The organism is Paraburkholderia phytofirmans, from assembly GCF_046028095.1.
In the GTDB taxonomy this organism is placed as follows: domain Bacteria; phylum Pseudomonadota; class Gammaproteobacteria; order Burkholderiales; family Burkholderiaceae; genus Paraburkholderia; species Paraburkholderia phytofirmans_A.
Genome location: NZ_JAQQDJ010000001.1, coordinates 160,959 through 179,491 on the forward strand (window position 1 = coordinate 160,959; position 18,533 = coordinate 179,491).

At 60.4% G+C, this 18,533-nt stretch carries 18 protein-coding genes and 1 riboswitch; of the genes, 10 read left to right on the plus strand and 8 right to left on the minus strand.

Annotation, left to right across the window (positions count from 1 at the left end):
- Nucleotide 1 precedes the first annotated feature (1 nt).
- From PQR54_RS00780 to PQR54_RS00805, 6 genes are read left to right on the plus strand one after another with little or no spacing between them, the layout of a single operon-like run.
- Nucleotides 2-1,066 (plus strand): ketoacyl-ACP synthase III, encoded by a 1,065-nt coding sequence (locus PQR54_RS00780; RefSeq protein ID WP_408243674.1) that lies wholly within the window; start codon nucleotides 2-4, stop codon nucleotides 1,064-1,066.
- Nucleotides 1,063-1,827: an SDR family NAD(P)-dependent oxidoreductase gene (locus PQR54_RS00785; protein WP_408243675.1), complete on the plus strand. Its 765-nt coding sequence runs from the start codon at nucleotides 1,063-1,065 to the stop codon at nucleotides 1,825-1,827. The genes PQR54_RS00780 and PQR54_RS00785 overlap by 4 nt, the downstream gene beginning before the upstream one ends.
- Complete coding sequence (locus tag PQR54_RS00790; RefSeq protein WP_408244230.1) at nucleotides 1,827-2,459, plus strand: acetyltransferase; 633 nt, start codon at nucleotides 1,827-1,829, stop codon at nucleotides 2,457-2,459. The genes PQR54_RS00785 and PQR54_RS00790 overlap by 1 nt, the downstream gene beginning before the upstream one ends.
- A gap of 1 nt (nucleotide 2,460) precedes the next feature.
- Nucleotides 2,461-3,552 carry an aromatic ring-hydroxylating oxygenase subunit alpha gene (locus PQR54_RS00795; protein ID WP_408243676.1) on the plus strand — a complete coding sequence of 364 codons (1,092 nt, stop codon included), beginning with the start codon at nucleotides 2,461-2,463 and terminating at the stop codon, nucleotides 3,550-3,552.
- Nucleotides 3,553-3,579: 27 nt separating this feature from the next.
- The gene (locus tag PQR54_RS00800; RefSeq protein ID WP_106303222.1) at nucleotides 3,580-4,158 is read left to right on the plus strand and encodes a class I SAM-dependent methyltransferase; all 579 of its coding nucleotides are present in this window, start codon (nucleotides 3,580-3,582) and stop codon (nucleotides 4,156-4,158) included.
- Between the two features lie 8 nt (nucleotides 4,159-4,166).
- Nucleotides 4,167-4,970, plus strand: coding sequence for a phytanoyl-CoA dioxygenase family protein (locus PQR54_RS00805; RefSeq protein ID WP_408243677.1), 804 nt, complete (start codon nucleotides 4,167-4,169; stop codon nucleotides 4,968-4,970).
- A gap of 56 nt (nucleotides 4,971-5,026) precedes the next feature.
- On the opposite strand, the gene PQR54_RS00810 is transcribed toward PQR54_RS00805, so the two are convergent.
- From PQR54_RS00810 to PQR54_RS00825, 4 genes are all read right to left on the minus strand, one after another.
- Nucleotides 5,027-6,001, minus strand: coding sequence for a SphA family protein (locus PQR54_RS00810; RefSeq protein ID WP_408243678.1), 975 nt, complete (start codon nucleotides 5,999-6,001; stop codon nucleotides 5,027-5,029).
- Nucleotides 6,002-6,102: 101 nt separating this feature from the next.
- Entirely contained in the window at nucleotides 6,103-7,611 is a 1,509-nt protein-coding gene (locus PQR54_RS00815; RefSeq protein WP_408243679.1) for a DUF1254 domain-containing protein, read from the minus strand.
- Nucleotides 7,612-7,618: 7 nt separating this feature from the next.
- Nucleotides 7,619-9,034 carry a DUF1254 domain-containing protein gene (locus PQR54_RS00820; protein ID WP_408243680.1) on the minus strand — a complete coding sequence of 472 codons (1,416 nt, stop codon included), beginning with the start codon at nucleotides 9,032-9,034 and terminating at the stop codon, nucleotides 7,619-7,621.
- Between the two features lie 24 nt (nucleotides 9,035-9,058).
- Nucleotides 9,059-9,853: a hypothetical protein gene (locus tag PQR54_RS00825; RefSeq protein WP_408243681.1), complete on the minus strand. Its 795-nt coding sequence runs from the start codon at nucleotides 9,851-9,853 to the stop codon at nucleotides 9,059-9,061.
- A gap of 487 nt (nucleotides 9,854-10,340) precedes the next feature.
- Here PQR54_RS00825 and PQR54_RS00830 point away from each other — a divergent pair, with 487 nt between their 5' ends.
- On the plus strand, nucleotides 10,341-11,408 hold the full coding sequence (locus PQR54_RS00830; RefSeq protein WP_408243682.1) for an HAD family hydrolase: 1,068 nt from the start codon (nucleotides 10,341-10,343) through the stop codon (nucleotides 11,406-11,408).
- Nucleotides 11,409-11,478: 70 nt separating this feature from the next.
- Here the strand turns inward: PQR54_RS00830 and PQR54_RS00835 are convergent, their stop codons facing one another.
- The 3 genes from PQR54_RS00835 to PQR54_RS00845 form a co-directional block, all read right to left on the minus strand.
- On the minus strand, nucleotides 11,479-12,489 hold the full coding sequence (locus PQR54_RS00835; RefSeq protein ID WP_408243683.1) for a sodium:calcium antiporter: 1,011 nt from the start codon (nucleotides 12,487-12,489) through the stop codon (nucleotides 11,479-11,481).
- Between the two features lie 96 nt (nucleotides 12,490-12,585).
- A riboswitch (yybP-ykoY riboswitch) is annotated at nucleotides 12,586-12,761 on the minus strand.
- A gap of 94 nt (nucleotides 12,762-12,855) precedes the next feature.
- Nucleotides 12,856-13,377 (minus strand): outer membrane protein, encoded by a 522-nt coding sequence (locus PQR54_RS00840; protein WP_408244231.1) that lies wholly within the window; start codon nucleotides 13,375-13,377, stop codon nucleotides 12,856-12,858.
- 748 nt (nucleotides 13,378-14,125) lie between these two features.
- On the minus strand, nucleotides 14,126-14,404 hold the full coding sequence (locus tag PQR54_RS00845) for a helix-turn-helix domain-containing protein (protein ID WP_134961405.1): 279 nt from the start codon (nucleotides 14,402-14,404) through the stop codon (nucleotides 14,126-14,128).
- 97 nt (nucleotides 14,405-14,501) lie between these two features.
- Here PQR54_RS00845 and PQR54_RS00850 point away from each other — a divergent pair, with 97 nt between their 5' ends.
- Together PQR54_RS00850 and PQR54_RS00855 are read left to right on the plus strand one after the other, a co-directional pair.
- Entirely contained in the window at nucleotides 14,502-15,509 is a 1,008-nt protein-coding gene (locus tag PQR54_RS00850; protein ID WP_134961403.1) for an AAA family ATPase, read from the plus strand.
- A gap of 59 nt (nucleotides 15,510-15,568) precedes the next feature.
- The gene (locus tag PQR54_RS00855; RefSeq protein ID WP_408243684.1) at nucleotides 15,569-17,014 is read left to right on the plus strand and encodes a S8 family peptidase; all 1,446 of its coding nucleotides are present in this window, start codon (nucleotides 15,569-15,571) and stop codon (nucleotides 17,012-17,014) included.
- A 313-nt stretch (nucleotides 17,015-17,327) separates the two neighbouring features.
- Here the strand turns inward: PQR54_RS00855 and PQR54_RS00860 are convergent, their stop codons facing one another.
- Nucleotides 17,328-17,867 carry a DUF6471 domain-containing protein gene (locus tag PQR54_RS00860; RefSeq protein WP_408243685.1) on the minus strand — a complete coding sequence of 180 codons (540 nt, stop codon included), beginning with the start codon at nucleotides 17,865-17,867 and terminating at the stop codon, nucleotides 17,328-17,330.
- A 155-nt stretch (nucleotides 17,868-18,022) separates the two neighbouring features.
- Here PQR54_RS00860 and PQR54_RS00865 point away from each other — a divergent pair, with 155 nt between their 5' ends.
- The gene (locus PQR54_RS00865) at nucleotides 18,023-18,523 is read left to right on the plus strand and encodes an HAD domain-containing protein (RefSeq protein WP_408243686.1); all 501 of its coding nucleotides are present in this window, start codon (nucleotides 18,023-18,025) and stop codon (nucleotides 18,521-18,523) included.
- Nucleotides 18,524-18,533 lie beyond the last annotated feature (10 nt).

The following is an 18,533-nucleotide window of genomic DNA, read 5'->3' on the forward strand; positions in this document are numbered from 1 at the left end:
CATGAGTTCGCCGGACTTCAGCGCAGGGCGCGAGTTACGCACGCAAGGCGCCCGCATCGCAGGCGTGGTGTCGTGCGTGCCGTCGAGACAGGTGGATAACGACTACTTCCTCGAGAGGTTCGACGCATCCGCTGTCCGCGACGTGGTCAAGATGATCGGGGTCAACCGGCGCCGCTGGGCCGACGCGCAGACGAGCACCGGCGATCTGTGCCGCAAGGCCGGCGAGAAGCTGCTCGCCGGACTCGGCTGGCAGGCGGACTCGATCGACGCGCTGATCTTCGTCTCGCAAACGCCGGACTACCGCTTGCCCGGCACGGCGTTCGTGCTGCAGGCGGAACTGGGTTTGCCGAGCGCGTGTCTCGCGTTCGACATCAACCTCGGCTGCTCCGGCTATCCGCAAGCGCTGTGGCTCGGCATGAACCTGATTCAGACCGGCGCGGCAAAGCGGGTGCTGCTGGCGGTGGGCGACACGATCAGCAAGATGATCGACCCGACCGACCGCTCCACCACGCTGCTGTTCGGCGACGCGGGCACGATGACGGCGCTCGAAGCGTCGGAAAGCGAGGCGGCCGCGCACTTCATCATCGGTGCGGACGGCAAGGGCGTGCGCAATCTGATCGTGCCGTCGGGCGGCTTCAAATCGTATGACGCCGCGGGCGACGAACGCATGGCCGGTAAATCGCCGGAATGCCTCTTCATGGACGGCGGCGAGATTTTCAATTTCACGCTGAACGCGGTGCCGAAGCTGGTCTCGCGCACGCTCGATATCGCCGGCCGCGACAAGGACACGTACGACGCGTTCCTGTTCCATCAGGCCAACCTGTTCATGCTCAAGCATCTGGCCAAGAAGGCCGGCCTGCCGGCTGAACGCGTGCCGACCAATATCGGCGACTACGGCAATACGAGTTGTGCATCGATTCCGTTGCTGATGACCACCGAACTGAAACACCGCCTGAAGGAAGAAACGCTGCAACTGGGCATGTTCGGCTTCGGCGTCGGGTATTCGTGGGCTTCGGCGGCGCTCGCGGTCGGGCCGCTCACCATCGTGGACACGATCGAGACATGACACTCTTTGCTGACAACTGCCTCGGCGGCGGCCTCTATCTCGTGACCGGCGCGTCGTCGGGCATCGGCCGGGCGAGCGCGGAACTGATCGCCCGCCTGGGCGGCCGCGTGATTGCCGCCGGGCGCGACGAGGCTCGCCTTCAGGCGACGCTCGCCGGGCTTCACGGCGGCGGCCATGCTAGCGCCGCCGCATCGCTCGCCGACGCCGATCAAACCGCCGAATGGGTGAGTCACCTTGCTGAAACGCACGGCACGTTTGCCGGCGTGTTTCATGCGGCCGGTGTCGAGCTGATTCGTCCCGCGAAGCTGACGAAACAGGAACAACTGGACCAGGTGTTCGGCAGCAGTCTGTATGCGGCGTTCGGCATTGCCCGCGCCGGCAGCAAGAAAAACGTGATCGCGGATGGCGGTTCGCTCGTCTTCATGTCGTCGGTGGCCGGTTCGACGGGTCAGGCAGGCATGACGGCTTACTCCGCCGCCAAGGCGGCCATCGACGGACTGGTCCGCTCGCTTGCCTGCGAAATGGCGCCGCGCAAGATTCGCGTCAACTCGATCGCGGCCGGCGCGGTTCACACCGCCATGCATGAGCGGCTGACGGGCGGCAGCCCCGACGAAGCGCTTGCGGCCTACGAGAAGAGCCACCTGCTCGGCTTCGGCGAGGCCGACGACGTCGCGCAATCCGCGCTGTTCCTGCTGAGCGAGGCGAGCCGCTGGATCACCGGCACCACGCTCGTCGTCGACGGCGGATATAAGGTTCGATGATGGTGAAGCGACTGATCGTGGCCGGCTGCGGCGCTTTCGCGCGCGAGCTGATCAACTGGGCGCAAGACGCGGCCGAAGCGGGTCGGGGCGCAAGCATCAGCGCCTTTCTCGACGCCAATCCGGCCGCGCTGGAAGGCTATCCGTACCAGCTCGAATGGCGTGGCGACATCGACGACTACCGTGCTCAGGATGGCGAAGCCGTGCTCGTCGCCATTGGCGACCCCGCCGCCAAGCGCGCGGTGGTGGCGCGCCTGCGTGAACGCGGCGCGGTGTTCGCGAGCCTCGTGCATCCGAGCGCCGTCATCGCGCGCTCCGCCGTGCTCGGCGAAGGCGTCGTGGTGTGCCCTCAAGCGGTGGTATCGGCCGACGCCCATGTCGGCGACTTCGTCGCGGTCAACGTGCTGTCGAGCGTCGGCCACGACGTCAAACTCGGCGCCTACTCGACGCTCAGCTCGCACGTCGATCTGACCGGCTACGTGCAAACCGGCGAGTGCGTATTTTTCGGCAGCGGCGCGAAAATCCTGCCGAAACTGAAGATCGGCGCACGCGCGAAAATCGGCGCCGGCGCCATCGTGATGCGCTCGGTGGCCGAAGACGCCGTGATCTATACCGCGCCCGCCAGGAAGCTCTGAGATGACGCTCGACCGGATTCTGTTCGAACAGTACTGGCATCTCGCCTGCCATCGCCGTGAGCTCGCCAACGACGGCGACTTCATCAAATTCGATGGCGTGTCGGGCGAGATTGTCCTGTTCAACGACAACGGCGAGATCGTTGCATTCGACAACACCTGTCCGCACCGCGGCGCGCGCATTTATACCGGTGAGCACGGCAACCGGCCGGCGACCTGCGGTTATCACGGCTGGACTTATAAGAACGGTACGATCATCGTGCCGGAGAAGGCACGCTTCAAGTCGTGCGATATCGACCGCGCGCGCTTCAACACATTCCAGGTCGACTGGTGCGGCGATTTCGTGTTTTTCGCGATCAAGCCGCGCACGGGCTTGTACGAACAGTTGGGCAAGAGCGCGGATATCCTCGAGAACATTTCGTTCAATGTGGACCGGCGCCTCGATCTGAACCGCTACGACTACGAGTGCTATTGGCCGCTCGCAGTCGAGAACGCACTCGAGCCGTATCACATCGCCGCGGTCCACACGGAAACGCTCGCCACCTTGCAGCTCGGCGACGGTCAGAACGTGTTCGACGGCGCCAATTCGATCTGGTACGCGCCACTCGGCAATGCACGTCTTGCCAACCAGCTGGCTCGCCTGCGCAAGCTGTTTAACATCGACTACCAGTACGAGGGATATATGAGTCTCTATATCTTCCCGTTCACGATGATTTCGTCGACGTACGGCTACTCGTATTCGCTGCAAAACTTTTTCCCGGCGCGGCAAGGCGAAAGCCGTACGCGGTTCACCAGCCGTCTGTACGCGTCGAACACGCTGAATGAGAACGCCACGCGCGTGCTCGATTCGTTTTTCGAATCCACCGTGCGAATGAACCGGCAGGTGTTCGACGAAGACCACGACATCTGCAAGCTGCTTCCGAAAGAAAGCTGGTCGACGGATGCGCTCCGTTTTCCGTCGGATGCGGAAGTGAAGATCGACCATTTCAGGCAATCGTGCCGCGCCGTCGGCGAGACGAGCCTGGCCGTGCTGCACCAGATCCAGACGTCGATCGACGAAGCCGCTTCGCTCTACGCAGCCGGCGCCGTCGATTGAAGCCAACACCCCAGCGAGAATTTCACCATGGCGACGCCATCTAAATTCGATAACGACACCTTCCCGCTCACGCGGGAACACATGGACGCGTTCGTGCGGCGCACCGCCGACCGACTCGCGGAACACACCGGCAAGCTGCTCGAAGTCGGACCGCAAGATCGGTCTCTGGTGCGCCAGTGCTTCACGAACTTCAGCGTCGACACATTCGACGTGGTCGACACCTACAAGCCGACGATCGTCGGCGACATCACCAAGGTCAACGCGGCGATTCCGGAAAGCGCATACGACGTGGTGGTGTGCATGGACGTGATCGAACACACGCTGAACCCGTTCGACACGGTCAAGGAAATCCGCCGCATTCTGAAGCACGAAGGCCACCTGATGATTTCCGCGCCGCTGAACTGGCGCATTCACGGACCCTCGCCGGATTGCTGGCGCATCACCGAGCACGGCTGGAACGTGCTGCTGCGCGACTTCGATATCGTCGAGATCGACATTCTGGAATCGCCGGAGCGCGAACTGTTTCCGTTGAAGTACAACGTGCTCGCGAAGTGCAACAAATTCAAGAACACGCAAGACAACGAACTGACGTTCCGATTCATCTAGCCTTCGACATGAAAAATACCCTGGCATCCGTTGAGGCGGTCATCGATCAGATCGCTTCGGAGACGTTCAATCCGGACGTGTTCAAAGAGACCGGCGTATTCGTGATGCGCAACGCGATTCCGCAGTCTGTCGTGCAGGAATGGCAAGCCGAGTGGCAGGCGTTTTACGACGCGCAGCTGGCAAAAGGCCGCGACGTCAACAAGGCGAATCCGGTTTCGCTCACCGAGCAACTGCCGCCGAAGCTGGCCTACATGTACAAGGAGCCGGTCTTTGCCGAGACGTTCAAGCAGATCTTCGGAGATCACGTCGCGCTGTACAACCATCGCTTCGTGATCAAGGACAGATTCAGTTCGAACAAAGTGTTCCTGCATCAGGACAGTTGCTATCACCTCGGCAACCTGAACAAGTGCAGCATGTTCGTGCCGCTCAGCATCGTCAACGCGGACAACGGCGGCATGTCGTTTTACGCGGGCTCGCACAAACTGGGCGTGCTGGGCGACGCCGGTGAGATCAATCCCGACAGCTTCGAGTTCAAGTGGCCGAAGGTCACGCCCGAACTGAATCCGGGCGACTTCGTGATCATGAACAGCGCGCTATGGCACGAGTCCGGCCCGAATGTGTCGGGTATCGACCGCATCATGGCCGACACCATCGTGCAGCCCGCGGACGATCCGACCGGCAAGGATCTGCTGTGCGGCGAATGGCAAACGGATATTTTCTATTCGCCGACTAACTACATTCGCTACTTCGTCAATTCGCGTGTGTTGAAACTGATCAAGTATGAGAAAGAGCGCGCCGCCGCTGCGGTGTAATCGCGGGCTTGCTGCGCGCTGCGCAGCGCACCGTGCTTGCGCCTTTTGCCGTGGCGTTACTGAAACGTCGCATTGACCGACAGTTGCACGACGTTGCCCTTCGGCCGGTTGCTGGTGTTGATTTCGTTGACCCAGCGCAGCGCAGCCGAAATGGGCGTTTTCTGGATCTTGCCCGACCAGGTGATCATCGGCCCGAGGCCTACGGAATGGCCCTGAGCGCCGCCGACAATTTCCGCTATGCCGCCGCTGTCGCTGCCGATCTGCTGGATATAGCCGCCCACCACGCCGACGCCCCAGCCGTTGCTGAAGCGCTTGAGCGCGAGCAGATCGAGCACGCTGATCGGCGCGTTGTGATAATGGGTGTCCTTATTCGGCGTATAGAACTCGAGGCCGTAATTCAACGACAACTCAACGTTCTCTTTCGGCAGCAATTTCGTATAGGCGATCGTCGGCGTGAAGGTCCACGTGTTCTGTCCGGCATTGGCTAGCCGGTTCGAGTTGTAAGCACCGGTCGGCGCGTAGATCTGCACGCTCAATGCGACGTGGTCGGTCTTGGTCAGGTGATAGCCGGCAATGACTGGCGTGAAGAAGAAATCGGCGAACTGCGTGCCGTGGTCGTCCGGCAAGCGGCCATGAAACGACGAGATGTTGGTGTACTGAACCGGCACCCCGAACGACGACGCAAAGTTCCAGCCGCCCACGGTAATCCCCCACGTCTTGACCGCGGCGAGAATGGTGTATTCGGCCGTCGCCTTGACGCCGGCCGTCACCTGTCCGGCAATGGGAATCGACTTGCTCGCGCCCAGCGAACCCTCGTAATAGATCGTGGCGGCCGAGACGATCCAGTCACTGGTGGCCGGCACGATGCCGCCGTACGGCGTCACCTGCTGGCCGGTGATCGGACGGCCGATGCCGCCTTCCGTCGCCCACGCCGTCTGCGCGAGGCTCACGCCGACGGTGGTCAGAAGCGCGCCTTTGCACAATCCGGCGGCGAGCCGCCCGGCTGCGAACAAACAGTTAGGTTGACTCATAATCGTCCTCATCGAATGGAAGTTCGGCATTCTCACTCCTGCGGCACCACATCTGGGCAGCCTTGCGTCCGCAAGCCACACTGCGCGCGTGCGCGCAGGCATCAGGCTTCGCGCACGATTGGCGGCGGCGTCCAGTTGCCATCCAGCAGCGCTTGCTGCGGCCAGTAGGCGCGCAAGTACAGGAAGAACGCCTCGTTGGCCGGCGCCGGCAGCCAATTGGCGAACTTGTCGTCGCTCGGTCTCGCGTTTTGCACGTGGAGCGTGAGCGAGCCGTCTGCGTCGAACTTCAGGTGTCGGTTCTTCGTGCCTAGCGTGTAGCGGTTGTGTGGGTTCGGCGAAAGAAAGTGATGCGAGTCATATAGCGTCAGCGACCAGAAACCTTTGACAGGCGGCAAGCGGTCTTTACGGAAGGTCACCGCGTAGCGTCCGCTGCCATCAAGGCATTGGCCCGAGGCATCCGTATCCGAATAGAAGCACTTTATCTCGTTGGCCTTGCTCACAAGCATATGCGACGCCGCTATTGCCGTTCGCGAGTAGTAATCCGTACCAAAAGCCGAACCGTTGCTGAAGGTGTTCCAGTTTCCCGGAAGACGCCTGCCGAACAGGTTGAAGTTGGAGAACGGTGCGATCAGATCGGCTTCGGCTCTCGCCGCTTCGTCGATGACTACGCTCCTGAGTGCGCCATTGCGGCGCGCGGCGGCGATCAACGCGCGCGCCTGCGCATAGAGCGCCTCTTCGCCATGCTGCGGCGGCGCTGCGTCGAGCACGGCTGGCAGTATGTCCCAGAAGCGGTTCGGGTCGACCCGTTTGATTTCCTCCGCGCTTGCGTGCGTTGCGCTGTGGGCCGCGCTGAAACCGGGCAATGTTGACCAGACCGTTTCCTTGGACTCGCCGTCGTATTCCGCGAGCGGATACACGCCGATTTTGCCGATCAGCGACTGTACCGCGGCACGGTCTTCCGGCGTGTCCTCCATGCACACGCGCGGAATCAACATGCCTATCGCGGTAGGCGAGCGGAACATCTGGCGAATGCCCTTCGGCGCCGGCCCGTGCCAGTCCGGCCCGGCCAACAGATAAAAGCCCGGCCGCGAGCCGTACATTTTGCCGAGGCTCGCGAAGCTGTCGGTGCGCAGATCGACGGCCTGATAGACCCAGAAGCGTCGGCCGAAATCCGGTACCTGGACGATCACCGGGGTAGTGCGCAGATCGAGCATCGCGCAACCGTCGATCACGTCGCGATTCGGGCAGCCGACGTGCCGCGCGAGCGGTCGAGCGTAATCGCGCAGCATCGCGAGGCGGTTGGGCGGCGCGACCGGCACGGCGCCGCCGTTCAATCCCGGCCGCGGCACCTGCTGCATTGCCAGCAAACGGCGGTAGACGTTCACCAGCGGCCACGCCCAGAAGTAGGTTTGGCGCGCGACCAGGCGCGCGTATTCCTCGGAGATCGCGTCGCCGGCTATCGGACCGGGTACGGACGCTGCGCCGCCTGTCGCCGCGGACCACGGACGCTGCTGCGTCTTCGCAAGGATCGGCGCGGCGACCGACGCCAGCACGGCCGCCGTCACCCATGTCGCCGCCTTCCTGTGCATGTCGATGTCCGGGTCGTCCATGCGCGCCTCAGCGCTTGCGCAGTGTCGGAAACGTCCAGCTGCCGTCGAGCACGGTCTGGTCCGGTCCGTAGATTCGCGTAATCAGGTCGTACGCGCCGGTTGGGGCAGGCAGCCAGTTCGACATCTCCGAGGCGCCCGGCGGCGTGTTCTGCGCGTAGATATCGAGCGAACCGTCCGCACCATATTTCAGACCTTGGGTGCGATCGCCGATCGAGTAACGGTGAATCGGATTCGCCACCAGATGACGCGCCGGCAAGTCATAAAGCGTCATCGACCAGAAGAACTTCGCCGGCGGCAAGTTCTGTTTGTTGAAGTGCAGGACGTAGGGCTGCGAGCCGACCAACTGCTGATGCTCGGCATTCACGCGTGTGCCGACATATACGGCTTCCTCCTTCGTGTTGCCGTAGATGCCCATCGCCGCGGCGACGGCGCGCGTCGTGTAGTCGTCTTTCAGGTCGGCGCGGCTGCCGAACAGGTTGAAGGAACTGGTGGTGCGCTTTTCCGCGTCGGCCAATGCGGTTTTGCCTTCGGCGACGCCCGCTTCGAGCGCGGCGCGCGTCTCGGCGGGTAAAGCGGCCGGGTCGAACGGCGCGCCCGGCGCAATGCCGATCTTCGCAAAACGCGCCATCAATTCACGCTCAGACGGCGCGGGCGGCTGCGTGAACTGCAGAAGGAAGTTCAGATAGCCAATGAAGTCGACCGAGGTCGCTTTGGCTTCGTCCCATTTCGGGAAGGTCAGTTTCGGAGCAGGCGGCGGTGCGGCCGTGTGTTCGAACGCGGACAACGGCGTGAGCTTGTACTGCTTCTGAATCGCCTGCACGTTCCTGACGTCGCTCGCGCCGTTAAGCGCCGTGCGGCCGAGCGTCAGAATCAGATCGGTCTCCGAGCGGAACACCTTGTCGATGCCTTTGGGCGTGTCGCCGTGCCAGTTGGGCCCGGCGAACAGATAATGGCCCGCGTCGTTGCCCGTCGTGCGCGAACCGACGTACGCGAAGTTATAGGTGAACAGGTCGATCCACTGGAACACGTAGTAGCGCTCTTTCGGCACCGCCGGCACCGTCAGCACCCACGGTTCACGGCGCAGATCGAGCCATGCCCACGAATACGGCGTGTCGTTGTTCGGCGTGACGATTTCCTTGTTCTCGGGACCGTACGGCTGCGAATAGTTGCGAAATTTGCCGAAGCCGCCCACGTACGACTTCGAAGTGGGATCGACCGCCTGCTGATAGAGCGTCTTGTAGTTGAACAGCATGGGATAGGCGTACAGGTAGGCGTCGCGTGCGATGCCGCGCGCTTCGTCTGGCGAGGCGGTCACCGCGACGGCCGGCGCGTTCGTCTGCGCCGTCGCCGGCAGGTGCGGCAGCACGGCCAACGTCAATCCGGCGACGCATGCCTTGAGTCCCAGGCGTTTCGAAAACGTCATTGCGAGGCTCCCTCGAATTCTCGTCTATTTGCCGAAGGTCATGTTCAGGCCGGCGAAAATCGTGAATTGCGGCACGCCCGCACCGGAATGCGCGACCGAGTATTGCGGTTCGATGAACGCGTTGTAGATCGTCGAGCCGCCCTTCCACGCCTTGCCCGCGCCGAGGCCGACGGGGATGTAATAGCTGCCGTGCTGCAGGTCGAACGTCCACGTGCCGGTCGAGCGGATGTACCAGCCGCCGGGCAGATTGAAGATGCCGAACGGCTGCGCGGTCAGCGATTGCGTCGTGGGCCGGCTGCTTTGTCCGGCGAACGAATGTTGCCACTGCACGAGGCCGCCGATCAGTCGCGCCCGGGTGGCGCTCACGGCGACGGCGGCAAGACCCGCCTGCCACTTGCCGGTGCCGAGACTCGGGTCGGTCGCCGTCGGCATGGTGACGAGCGGGCCCACGCCGAGCTGCATGCTGCCTTCCGACAGCAGAAAGATGTCGAACAGATTGAGGTCGCCGAGACCGGTGTTGTAGCCGCCGCTCGGGTCGGGCCGCGTGCTGAGCGGCACCGTGCCGCGGAAGATTTGCGGCACGCCGATCAGACTGTTTGGGCCAACGGGCACGGTAGGGCGAAGCAGCAGGTCGTTGGTGTGCGCGCTCGCGCCGAATACGCTCGGCGTGTAGTAATTCTGGATGTTGAATGAGGCGGCGAGATTGAGCGGGTTATTGCTTTTATTGGCGTCGTCGGCGGATGCCTGAGCAAAGACCGGTGACGACACCAACGCGGCGGCGCATAACGCCCCCGCGCCAAACGCGCGGCTGTAACCCATTATCGAGCCTCGTTTTATCGATATTTCTTATTGGCGAGCACCTGCCTTTGCCTGACGCAAAATCATTTCAAAGGAATGGCGTTCGGGTAACCGATTCAAATCGAATTCATTTCGCGCGCGTGTTCGCGCGCTATGTCACTCGAACAATCTGGAAAGGTGGCGCAACTGGATACGAGGCTTGCATGAGCGCTCCTTGAAACGAGAGGCGCCGCATCAAACGAAGCATGCGGAAAAGAGAAGATTCATCAGGCTGGCATCGTTAGGAATACTAGCAACGATTTCAGAAATTACAGAGATAAATTTGTAACACGGCCGAAAGCCAGGTCAGTCGCGACCGACTTGCCCGCTTATTCAATTGGCATTGTGTTTGGCCGGAACAGGCTCGACCTTCAATGTCGAAAAAATCCCACAACGGCTGCAATTACCGCTTTGGCCCATTAGACTGGCGCTCGCTTGAATTCGACCCACCGCTTTCGATGAGGCTTTCATGATTCGCACGCTGCACCGGTACTGCATTGCCTTCACCGTTGTCCTTCTTTCCGCCTGTTCCGTGACGCCGCGCCAGGACGGCGTGTCGCAGACCGGCGCATCGACGGCCGCCGCGTTGGCATCATGGAACGATACGAAGACCAAACGCTCGATCGTCGACTTCGTGACGCTGGTGACGACGCCCGAGTCCAAGGATTTCATCCCGCGTGCCGACCGGATCGCCGTATTCGATAACGACGGCACACTGTGGCCTGAGCAGCCCGCCTCGGTGCAACTGGTGTTCGCGCTGCAACGTGTGAAGACGGTGGCCGGACGGCATCCGGAATGGAAGCGCCAGGAACCGTTCCGCTCGATCCTCAAAGGCAATCTCAGGAGTGTGGCGGCAAGCGGTGACAGCGGCTCTATGCGGGTGTTGGCGGCGGCCCACGCCGGCATGACGGGCGATCAGTTCGCCGCACTCGTGCACGAATGGTTCGATTCCGCGAGCGACCCGCGCTTCAACCGGCCTTATGCCGACCTTGCGTATCAGCCCATGCTCGAGTTGCTCGCCTATCTGCGCGCGAATGGCTTCAAGACCTATCTGGTGACGGGCGATGACGCCGAGTTCGTCCGCGACGTGGCCCAGCGCATGTATGGCATTCCGCCCGAGCAGGTGATCGGCAGCACCGTCAAATACCGGTACGGCCAGAGCAACGGTGCGGTTTCGCTGACGCGGCTCGCGCAGGTCGACACGTTGCTCGACGGCTCGGCCAAACCGCTTGCCATCGATCGCGTGATCGGCAGACGTCCGGTGATCGCGTTCGGTAACGCGGATGGCGACGCGCCGATGCTCGAGTGGGCCTCGGCAGGCGACGGCCCGCGGCTCGCCGCGCTCGTGCATCACACGGACGCGGAGCGCGAATACGCTTACGACCGCGCGGCGAAGAGCGGCAAGCTCGACAAAGGTCTGGACGAGGCCGGCGCAAAAGGCTGGCTTGTCGTCGATATGAAAGATGACTGGAGAACCGTGTTCAAGCCGGACGGCGCGACAACGGCCGCGGCGGCGACAACGACCCGGGCGAACTGAGCCTGCAACGCGGAAGGCCGTTGGACAAGCGGCCTTTCGCGACTGTTTTCACCTGTCGCCGGCGGCTCGTCTAGCGGCTCAGCGTAATCGCCAGATACGCGGCATAGAGCACGCCGCAAACCAGCAATGCCCACACCGGCACGCCGCGCTCACGCACATTGACCCGCAGCCACGCCGCGGCGGCGAGCGTGATCACGATGCCGGTCACCACTTCGATGCGCGGCACCCACGGCGTCAGCAAAATACCGATCGCGGGCAGCAGGGTGCCCTGAAACACCATCGCACCGGTGATGTTGCCGAACGCCAGCGTGTCCTTGCCGCGGCGAATCCACAGAATGCTGTTGACCTTCTCGGGCAGTTCGGTGGCGATCGGAATGATCAGCAGCGAGAGCAGCAGCGGCGACACGCCGAGCGCCTGCGACACGCCGCGCACACCATGGATGAAGCCTTCCGCGCCCCACACCAGCAACGCGACGGCCAGCGCCAATTGCACCACGATGGTCGCGAGGTTCGTCGGCACGCCGAGGCGCGAGATCAGCATCTTGCCCGGCGCTTCAGTGCCGTGGCCGGCATCGACCAGGTCATTCGATGCGCGGAAGGTCATCACCACATAGGTGACGTACACGCCGACCAGCGCCACGCTGAAGAGCGCGCGCACGATCATCTGCTCATGCGGCACGTACATCGCGGCCGCTGCCAGCACGAACGCGCATAGGAAATAGTTGAGGTCGCGCGTGAAGCCCGTGCGCTCCGGCGCGACCCAGCCGCGCGCGCCGCGCGAGCCGAGAATCGCGAGCGTCATGAGGAACGTGGAGAGGGTGGAGAGCATCAGCGGCGCACCGAGAATCGCGCCGACGCCGATCTCCTGATTGACCGCGCTATCCGTCGTGCCGCTGGCGATCGCGAGCAGCGGAACGAGCGTCTCGGGCAACGCGGTGCCGACGGCGGCGAATAGTGAACCCGTCACGCCTTCGGAAATCTTGAGGCGTTCACCCAGATGCTCGAGTGCATTGGTGAAGAGCTCGGCCGCCACCAGAATGACGACGAGCATGATGGCAAGTTCGAACAGGAGACCGGTCATGCGCGGCGCTCCGCAATCACGCAAAGGCAGCCGCGCGGCGGACGGGTAGTAGGGGAGACTGGCAAGTTACGACGATGTTTCACAGGGCTGCTCCGCGGTCGGACGTAAATGACAAACCAATGACGCACCGCCGCCCGTCCGACCAGAACGAGGCAGTGCGTCAATGGTCTCGCCAAACCGACCCGGTCGAACGCGCCATGACCCGCAGGCCAAGTATGTTGACGCGCTCTCCTTCAAAGGATGAAGGAAGGCTACTCCCCAATGACCGGGGGATTCTAACGGCAGGGGGCGCTTTCAACAACCTTGTTGCGGTGACGGCGGTTGTTCAAACTAATCGGTTAGCCAAGTAGCCGCGAATTCAGCGCGTTAGTTGAAGTGATATTGCACGCCGATTGTGAAACTGTTATTCGTCCTTCGGGTGCCGTCGTGATTGCTGGTATCGGTTGTCCATTCGCCCACCGCGCTCATGTGTTTGGCAAATTTATATTCGACGCCTAAACCCCAGTGAGGGCGTACGTCCGGCCAATCCGTTGTCAGTCCAATACGGACATATGGCATCAGTTGATTGAATGGCATGCCGAATTTCGCATCGATTCCGCCGTCTTTATAGGTTGTCGAGCCGTGATGCAGATCGGCAAACACTTCAGCGCCTGCGACGAAGCGGTCGACGTCGAAGTTATATCCCGCCGTGAAACCCGGAAAAACCGTGGTATGCGATGCTTTATTGACGACGCCTGAGGCATCGGAGATATTCACACCCAACTTGAAACCCACATAGGGGCCGGCAAACTCGCTTGCGCCCGTTTGAGGAGCCGCCAATTGCGCGTGGACGAGATTGGATAGCATCATGATCGATGCAGTTAAAATTAGCCGGGTTATTTTATACATGACCTGCAATAAAACAATTGGCGCGCGGATAGATCGCGTCACCTTATTAATCAGTGAAGCGATGTCGAAATGCCGCTCCGGGAATATTCACGCGCGATGCAAATTGCATGAGCAAAATATGCTAATTAAGGGGATAGGATGGGGCTATGCGAAATGTCCGCATGGAGACCTTCAAACGTCCGATTCTTAATTTGCGGCACAAATAGAGCGGACGTTTTCGGACGAATCTGCAGAGCGCATGCGAGCGTGCGTAAGGCGTCGCCGAACGACTATTTGCAGGAATGTGGGGGCTTAGGCGGCACTCGTCTGAACACGATCGGACCGTAAAAAACAAAAGGGCTTAGCGCATATTGCGTGTGTCGTTACGCTACTGATGTCGCCAAGTACACCCTACCCGCGTCGTTTTCGGAGGTTTTCGCCCGGATTTCAGCGGGAAACGGTCGCTTGGGAAGGCAGCTTTAAAGACGTGCGCACCCTACCCATGTCGCACATCTACCTCAGTGCACTCCACAGGTGTCGCATTGGGCATTTCTCCCAAGGTCCCGCCTGGCAAGGCTGAACCGCATTAGTCAGCCGATTTTATTCTGTCAAAGCGCCAAAACTGCAGCCATCACCAACCCGTAACGTACTTCGGTCGCCCGTCTATATATAGCGCTGCTCTTTATATGTAGTTGTTCTCGGCCAATCGTGTCTACCGGGCTAGCCAACCCAGTATTTACTGTATATACATACAGTATCGTGCCTTCACCTAGGCGTCAACTCCGGCGAGGCTTTCGAGCAACGTTACCGTCTTCCTTGCGTTGTCCAAGGCGCCTTTGATTCCATTGGTCGCGGCTGGGTTGGCCATCAAGAAGTCGGCAAGCTGCGACAGGCAGTCGTTAATCAGCCGCGTTGGAGCCCCGAGCTTTTCGGATTCGTACCGGGAAAGGGCCGACTTGTCGACTCTGTGAGCGATTGCGAACTCAGCTTGAGTGCTGTTGCCGCGCGCCCACTTAATCAGCTCGCCCTGCGTTCGTGGAGGAAACATTTCTACGTCAGTGCTGTAATGGCATCAAGTTGCTATAATAGCACCAACAATTCGGCATGAAGTCTATACTCCGCACCAAGACATATAGAGGTTCCTGATGGCACGTTCCGACCAAGTGAAGGCATTACTGCGCGCATATGCTGGTGACAACCACGAGCATTTCTTCGCGGTCGCCATGCAGATGGCCGCGGACGAAGCGCATCGTGGCCACACGAAGCTGGCGGCAGAGCTGCGCGACCTTGTCGACGCTGCGAAGGCTGGAAAGAAGCCGGGTCTTTCTTCGGTGAGCGGCAAGGTTGGTCAGCGTCCGATTCCGCTCGCCCAGCCGAAGGGCGAGCTCGCTGAGCTTCTGACGGCACAGTATCCGCACGAGCATTTGCAGCAGATGGTGTTGTCGGACTCTGTTCGCACAAAGTTAAATCGGGTGCTCCGCGAGCAACGCCATCACGAACAGTTGCACAGTCACGGCCTGAGCCCACGCAGAAAGTTGCTTCTCGTCGGGCCGCCGGGCACAGGCAAGACCATGACGGCCGCCGCATTGGCCGGCGAGTTGCGCCTCCCCCTCTTCACCGCACGGTTTGACAGTCTCATTACCAAGTTCATGGGTGAGAGCGCGTCGAAGCTACGTCTGGTGTTCGAAGCGCTGAAGTCGACGCGCGGTGTCTATTTTTTTGACGAGTTCGATTCACTCGGGCTGCAACGCGGTAGCCAGCATGACGTGGCCGAAATGCGGCGCACGCTCAACATGTTCCTGCAGCTTATCGAGCAAGATACGTCCGACAGCCTTCTAATTGCGGCTACAAATCACGGAAAAGACCTAGACACGGCGCTGTTCCGTCGGTTTGATGACGTAATCAAGTATGAAGCTCCGGACGAGCATCAGATTGAAGCTCTACTCAAGAACAGTCTCGGCACATTCGTCACGCCGCAGATAGATTTTCGGCGTCTTGCTGAAATTGGCCGCGGTGAATCTCACGCTGACATCGTCAAAGCTTGCCTCGATGCCCTAAAGGACGCTGTCATGGAAGGGACGAGAATCGTCAGTCACGACAGTGTTGCCCGGCACCTAGAAGAACGTACACAGGGACACGACTTCCGAGCGTAAAAGGCGGCAAAAAGTACTGTAGACTCTTAAGTTAATAAGACAAATTAGAGCTTGAGAGAATGGCAGACGAACTTAAAAGTCACCTGTCCGTCGAAGGATACGTGACGGGGGTTAAATTTCGCTCTCCGCTAAACGTTATCCGAGAACCAGCTCCGCAGCGCGCGGACCGCGGCGCCCGTGGGGAACGCCTGCTTAAGCAGATTGAAGAGCTTGGCGGCGACATCGAAGAACTGGAAGAGCTGCGCGACGAGCTAGGACTGCCGCTACGTCGGGGCATTCGCGTCGCTGTCGAATTCAAACCACGAAACGCTTATGACTACGCCGGCGTGGAGTGGGCAAAAGACGGTATTCAACTCCTGGCAGTCATTCCCCACGATGACCACGATGTTGTCGTGTTGCAGGTGCCAGACGGGAGGCTGTCCGCATTTGTAAAGCGCATCACCGAATACATTGAGCAAAACAGCAAGAAGAGCGGCAAGCCGAAGAATGCGTCGCTGGTGAATGCGATTGAAAACATCCGGCGCGCGGCGTTTTCCGAACTCTGGACTGATGCAGCCCAACTTCCCGAAGACCATGAAAAGCATTGGTTTCAGGTCTGGCTGCGACACACGGCAGGTAAGGCCGACACGGTTGTCTCTGACTTCAAATCGGAGGCAATTAAGGTGGGCATTGACGTCGCCCCCGGATACGTCCAGTTTCCAGGCAGGCTGGTGGTTGCGGCGTATGGGAGTCGGGTCGGGTTTCAGCAAGCTATCGACCTGCTCGACCTAATTGCGGAACTCCGCTTTGTTGAGCCGAATGCCGAGTTCTTCGTCAGCGAGCTCACGCCTGCCGAACAGGCCGACTGGATTGTCGACCTGGTGGACCGAACGACTGCCGCACCAGCCGACGCGCCGCACGTATGCATTCTGGATACGGGTGTGAACAACGGCCACCCGCTACTTGAGCAGGCGCTTCATGCGCACGACGTGCATACGTACCATCCGGATTGGCCGAAGCATGATGAGGATGGCCATGGAACGGAAATGGCCGGCATTGCGCTGTATGGCGATTTGCCGGCCGCCTTGAATTCAGGTGAGCATGTATTGCTCCCTCATCGCCTTGAGTCAGTCAAGATTTACCCCCCGGACGGTGAAAGTCCGCCGAAGCTCTGGGGCTCCGTGACAATCGATTCGGTAGGACGCGTCGAAATCGCGAACGCCAAGCGCGCGCGGGTGTTCGCGATGATGACGACATCCGTTGGCCATGTTGAAGGAAACCCGTCCGAATGGTCTGCGACCGTCGACCAGTTGGCCTTCGGTCGAGCCGCATTGGACCATGTCAATGTAGCTATCGACCTGATTGACGGCGCACCACTCTGCCCAAACATACTCGGCGACACCCGCAAAGCCGCTGCTGCCGAGCAGTTGATAGACACGGCCGGACCGCGTGCGCCCTTCACTAGTATCGGTGTCGAACTCCTCGATTTCCGAGCTGACGCGGCCGCGGTACGTGGCCGCGTTTAGTCCAACAAAATGGAAAGTGCCGTCGGGCACTATTACCATCACCCGCCATTGCAAGAGGTCAATTCTTGGCTCGACGGATACCGGCGCGGCTTTCCAGACAGGCATAACATCACCTGGGCGGCTGGGGCGACGACGACCGTCCGGTTCGAAGCCGCATTGGTAGATGGGGCTAGAGGACTGCGACGTCACCTGGACAATCAGCGCGAGGCTGTTGTTATTTTGCTTTTTGGCCTGCAATCTCGCGTGTGTTTCTACACGCAAAATCCACTATAGCCGCCGGATGCACATTTGCAAGAGGTTTGGCTAGCTCTATTCAGCCAGGAGGCTTGCCCGCGAGCGCCGCGCTGTTCAACGAAGAGGTGTCGAGGAAGAGATGGATACCTTCAAACCGGCAGACCGCCGCGCACTGAAAGAAAAAAGCGGCGGAAAACGTACCTTCGGCGACCTGAACACCGAGCACATCCGGCTGCACCTCAACACCAATCTCCGCCAGTCGTTGCGCGAGCTGGCGCCAGCTTAGCCATGGTTGAAGGGCCAATGCGTCCTGAAAGACTGCTGTCGCGCGCTCTTCCCACGTGCCTCGCCTAGCCATGACGCGTGCCCAGGCAACCGGGCAGTCCGCGCCGGACGCCGATAGTGCCTGCAGGAAAAAACTGAAGCGGAAGGTACCTCTTTGAACCTTTCCTTCAACCGAACGTGCGGACTCGGGCACACCTAGCCGCGTAAGCTCGGCTGCAAGTTGCGCATAGCTCACGTCCTGTCGAGTTAGCGCGACGCGAACCGCGCGAGACACGAGCTTCGCCCACGTGGCATCCACGCCTTCCACAACTTTTCCTTGCATTTGCGTTTGCATGAACTATTTTGGTGTGTGTAAACGCACACAAGCTCTCTACAAGTCAAATCTCAACGTTGAGAGCCTCACTCGCGCCTCCGCTCATTCTAAAGCGGCAAGCCGACTTACCTTCGGGCGCGTGCTGCCAACGCAGCAAAATTTCAGCGAAGCCGGTCATGACCTCCATCCTATATCTAGGCGTCGAAGGCGTTTTATTTCCTCGACGTTCGCAGCCCATTACACGTTACCAACTTGAGAACTCGGCAGCAGCATCCGAGTTCGGTCTTTCGAGGAACATTGCTCAAATCGTCGTGACCAGACCCGAACTGGCAGTTGTTCTCAATAGCTGGTGGGTCGCGGATTTCGGCTACCGCCGTCTAGTTCAGATGCTGCCAAATGAAATTGCCGCCAGGACCATCGGTGCCACAACCCCAGGGAACCGTATGCACAGGAGAAAGCCGGGTCAACAAACGCGCCGCGATTTTCTACGTGCGGACATACATCGTCGTTGTCCGGACAGTTTGACCATCGTAGACGCATCCAGGAGTGCAATCCCCTTCGAGTACACCTTGAGAGCAGTACTCGTAGATTACTTGCGGCCCGACCTCATAGGACACTTCAGCAGCGAGATTTTCAGGTTGCTGTCGGCGGACGGTATTGCAAACAAGGTGGCCTGAATCCATTAAA

Coding starts and splice junctions, on each gene's coding strand:
- PQR54_RS00800 (WP_106303222.1), top strand. CDS start 3,580: ATGGCGACGCCATCTAAATTCGATAACGACACCTTCCCGCTCACGCGG.
- PQR54_RS00805 (WP_408243677.1), top strand. CDS start 4,167: ATGAAAAATACCCTGGCATCCGTTGAGGCGGTCATCGATCAGATCGCT.
- PQR54_RS00820 (WP_408243680.1), bottom strand. CDS start 9,034: ATGACGTTTTCGAAACGCCTGGGACTCAAGGCATGCGTCGCCGGATTG.
- PQR54_RS00840 (WP_408244231.1), bottom strand. CDS start 13,377: ATGTATAAAATAACCCGGCTAATTTTAACTGCATCGATCATGATGCTA.
- PQR54_RS00860 (WP_408243685.1), bottom strand. CDS start 17,867: ATGCAAACGCAAATGCAAGGAAAAGTTGTGGAAGGCGTGGATGCCACG.
- PQR54_RS00780 (WP_408243674.1), top strand. CDS start 2: ATGAGTTCGCCGGACTTCAGCGCAGGGCGCGAGTTACGCACGCAAGGC.
- PQR54_RS00815 (WP_408243679.1), bottom strand. CDS start 7,611: ATGGACGACCCGGACATCGACATGCACAGGAAGGCGGCGACATGGGTG.
- PQR54_RS00825 (WP_408243681.1), bottom strand. CDS start 9,853: ATGGGTTACAGCCGCGCGTTTGGCGCGGGGGCGTTATGCGCCGCCGCG.
- PQR54_RS00830 (WP_408243682.1), top strand. CDS start 10,341: ATGATTCGCACGCTGCACCGGTACTGCATTGCCTTCACCGTTGTCCTT.
- PQR54_RS00835 (WP_408243683.1), bottom strand. CDS start 12,489: ATGACCGGTCTCCTGTTCGAACTTGCCATCATGCTCGTCGTCATTCTG.
- PQR54_RS00855 (WP_408243684.1), top strand. CDS start 15,569: ATGGCAGACGAACTTAAAAGTCACCTGTCCGTCGAAGGATACGTGACG.
- PQR54_RS00850 (WP_134961403.1), top strand. CDS start 14,502: ATGGCACGTTCCGACCAAGTGAAGGCATTACTGCGCGCATATGCTGGT.
- PQR54_RS00785 (WP_408243675.1), top strand. CDS start 1,063: ATGACACTCTTTGCTGACAACTGCCTCGGCGGCGGCCTCTATCTCGTG.
- PQR54_RS00845 (WP_134961405.1), bottom strand. CDS start 14,404: ATGTTTCCTCCACGAACGCAGGGCGAGCTGATTAAGTGGGCGCGCGGC.
- PQR54_RS00865 (WP_408243686.1), top strand. CDS start 18,023: ATGACCTCCATCCTATATCTAGGCGTCGAAGGCGTTTTATTTCCTCGA.
- PQR54_RS00810 (WP_408243678.1), bottom strand. CDS start 6,001: ATGAGTCAACCTAACTGTTTGTTCGCAGCCGGGCGGCTCGCCGCCGGA.
- PQR54_RS00795 (WP_408243676.1), top strand. CDS start 2,461: ATGACGCTCGACCGGATTCTGTTCGAACAGTACTGGCATCTCGCCTGC.
- PQR54_RS00790 (WP_408244230.1), top strand. CDS start 1,827: ATGGTGAAGCGACTGATCGTGGCCGGCTGCGGCGCTTTCGCGCGCGAG.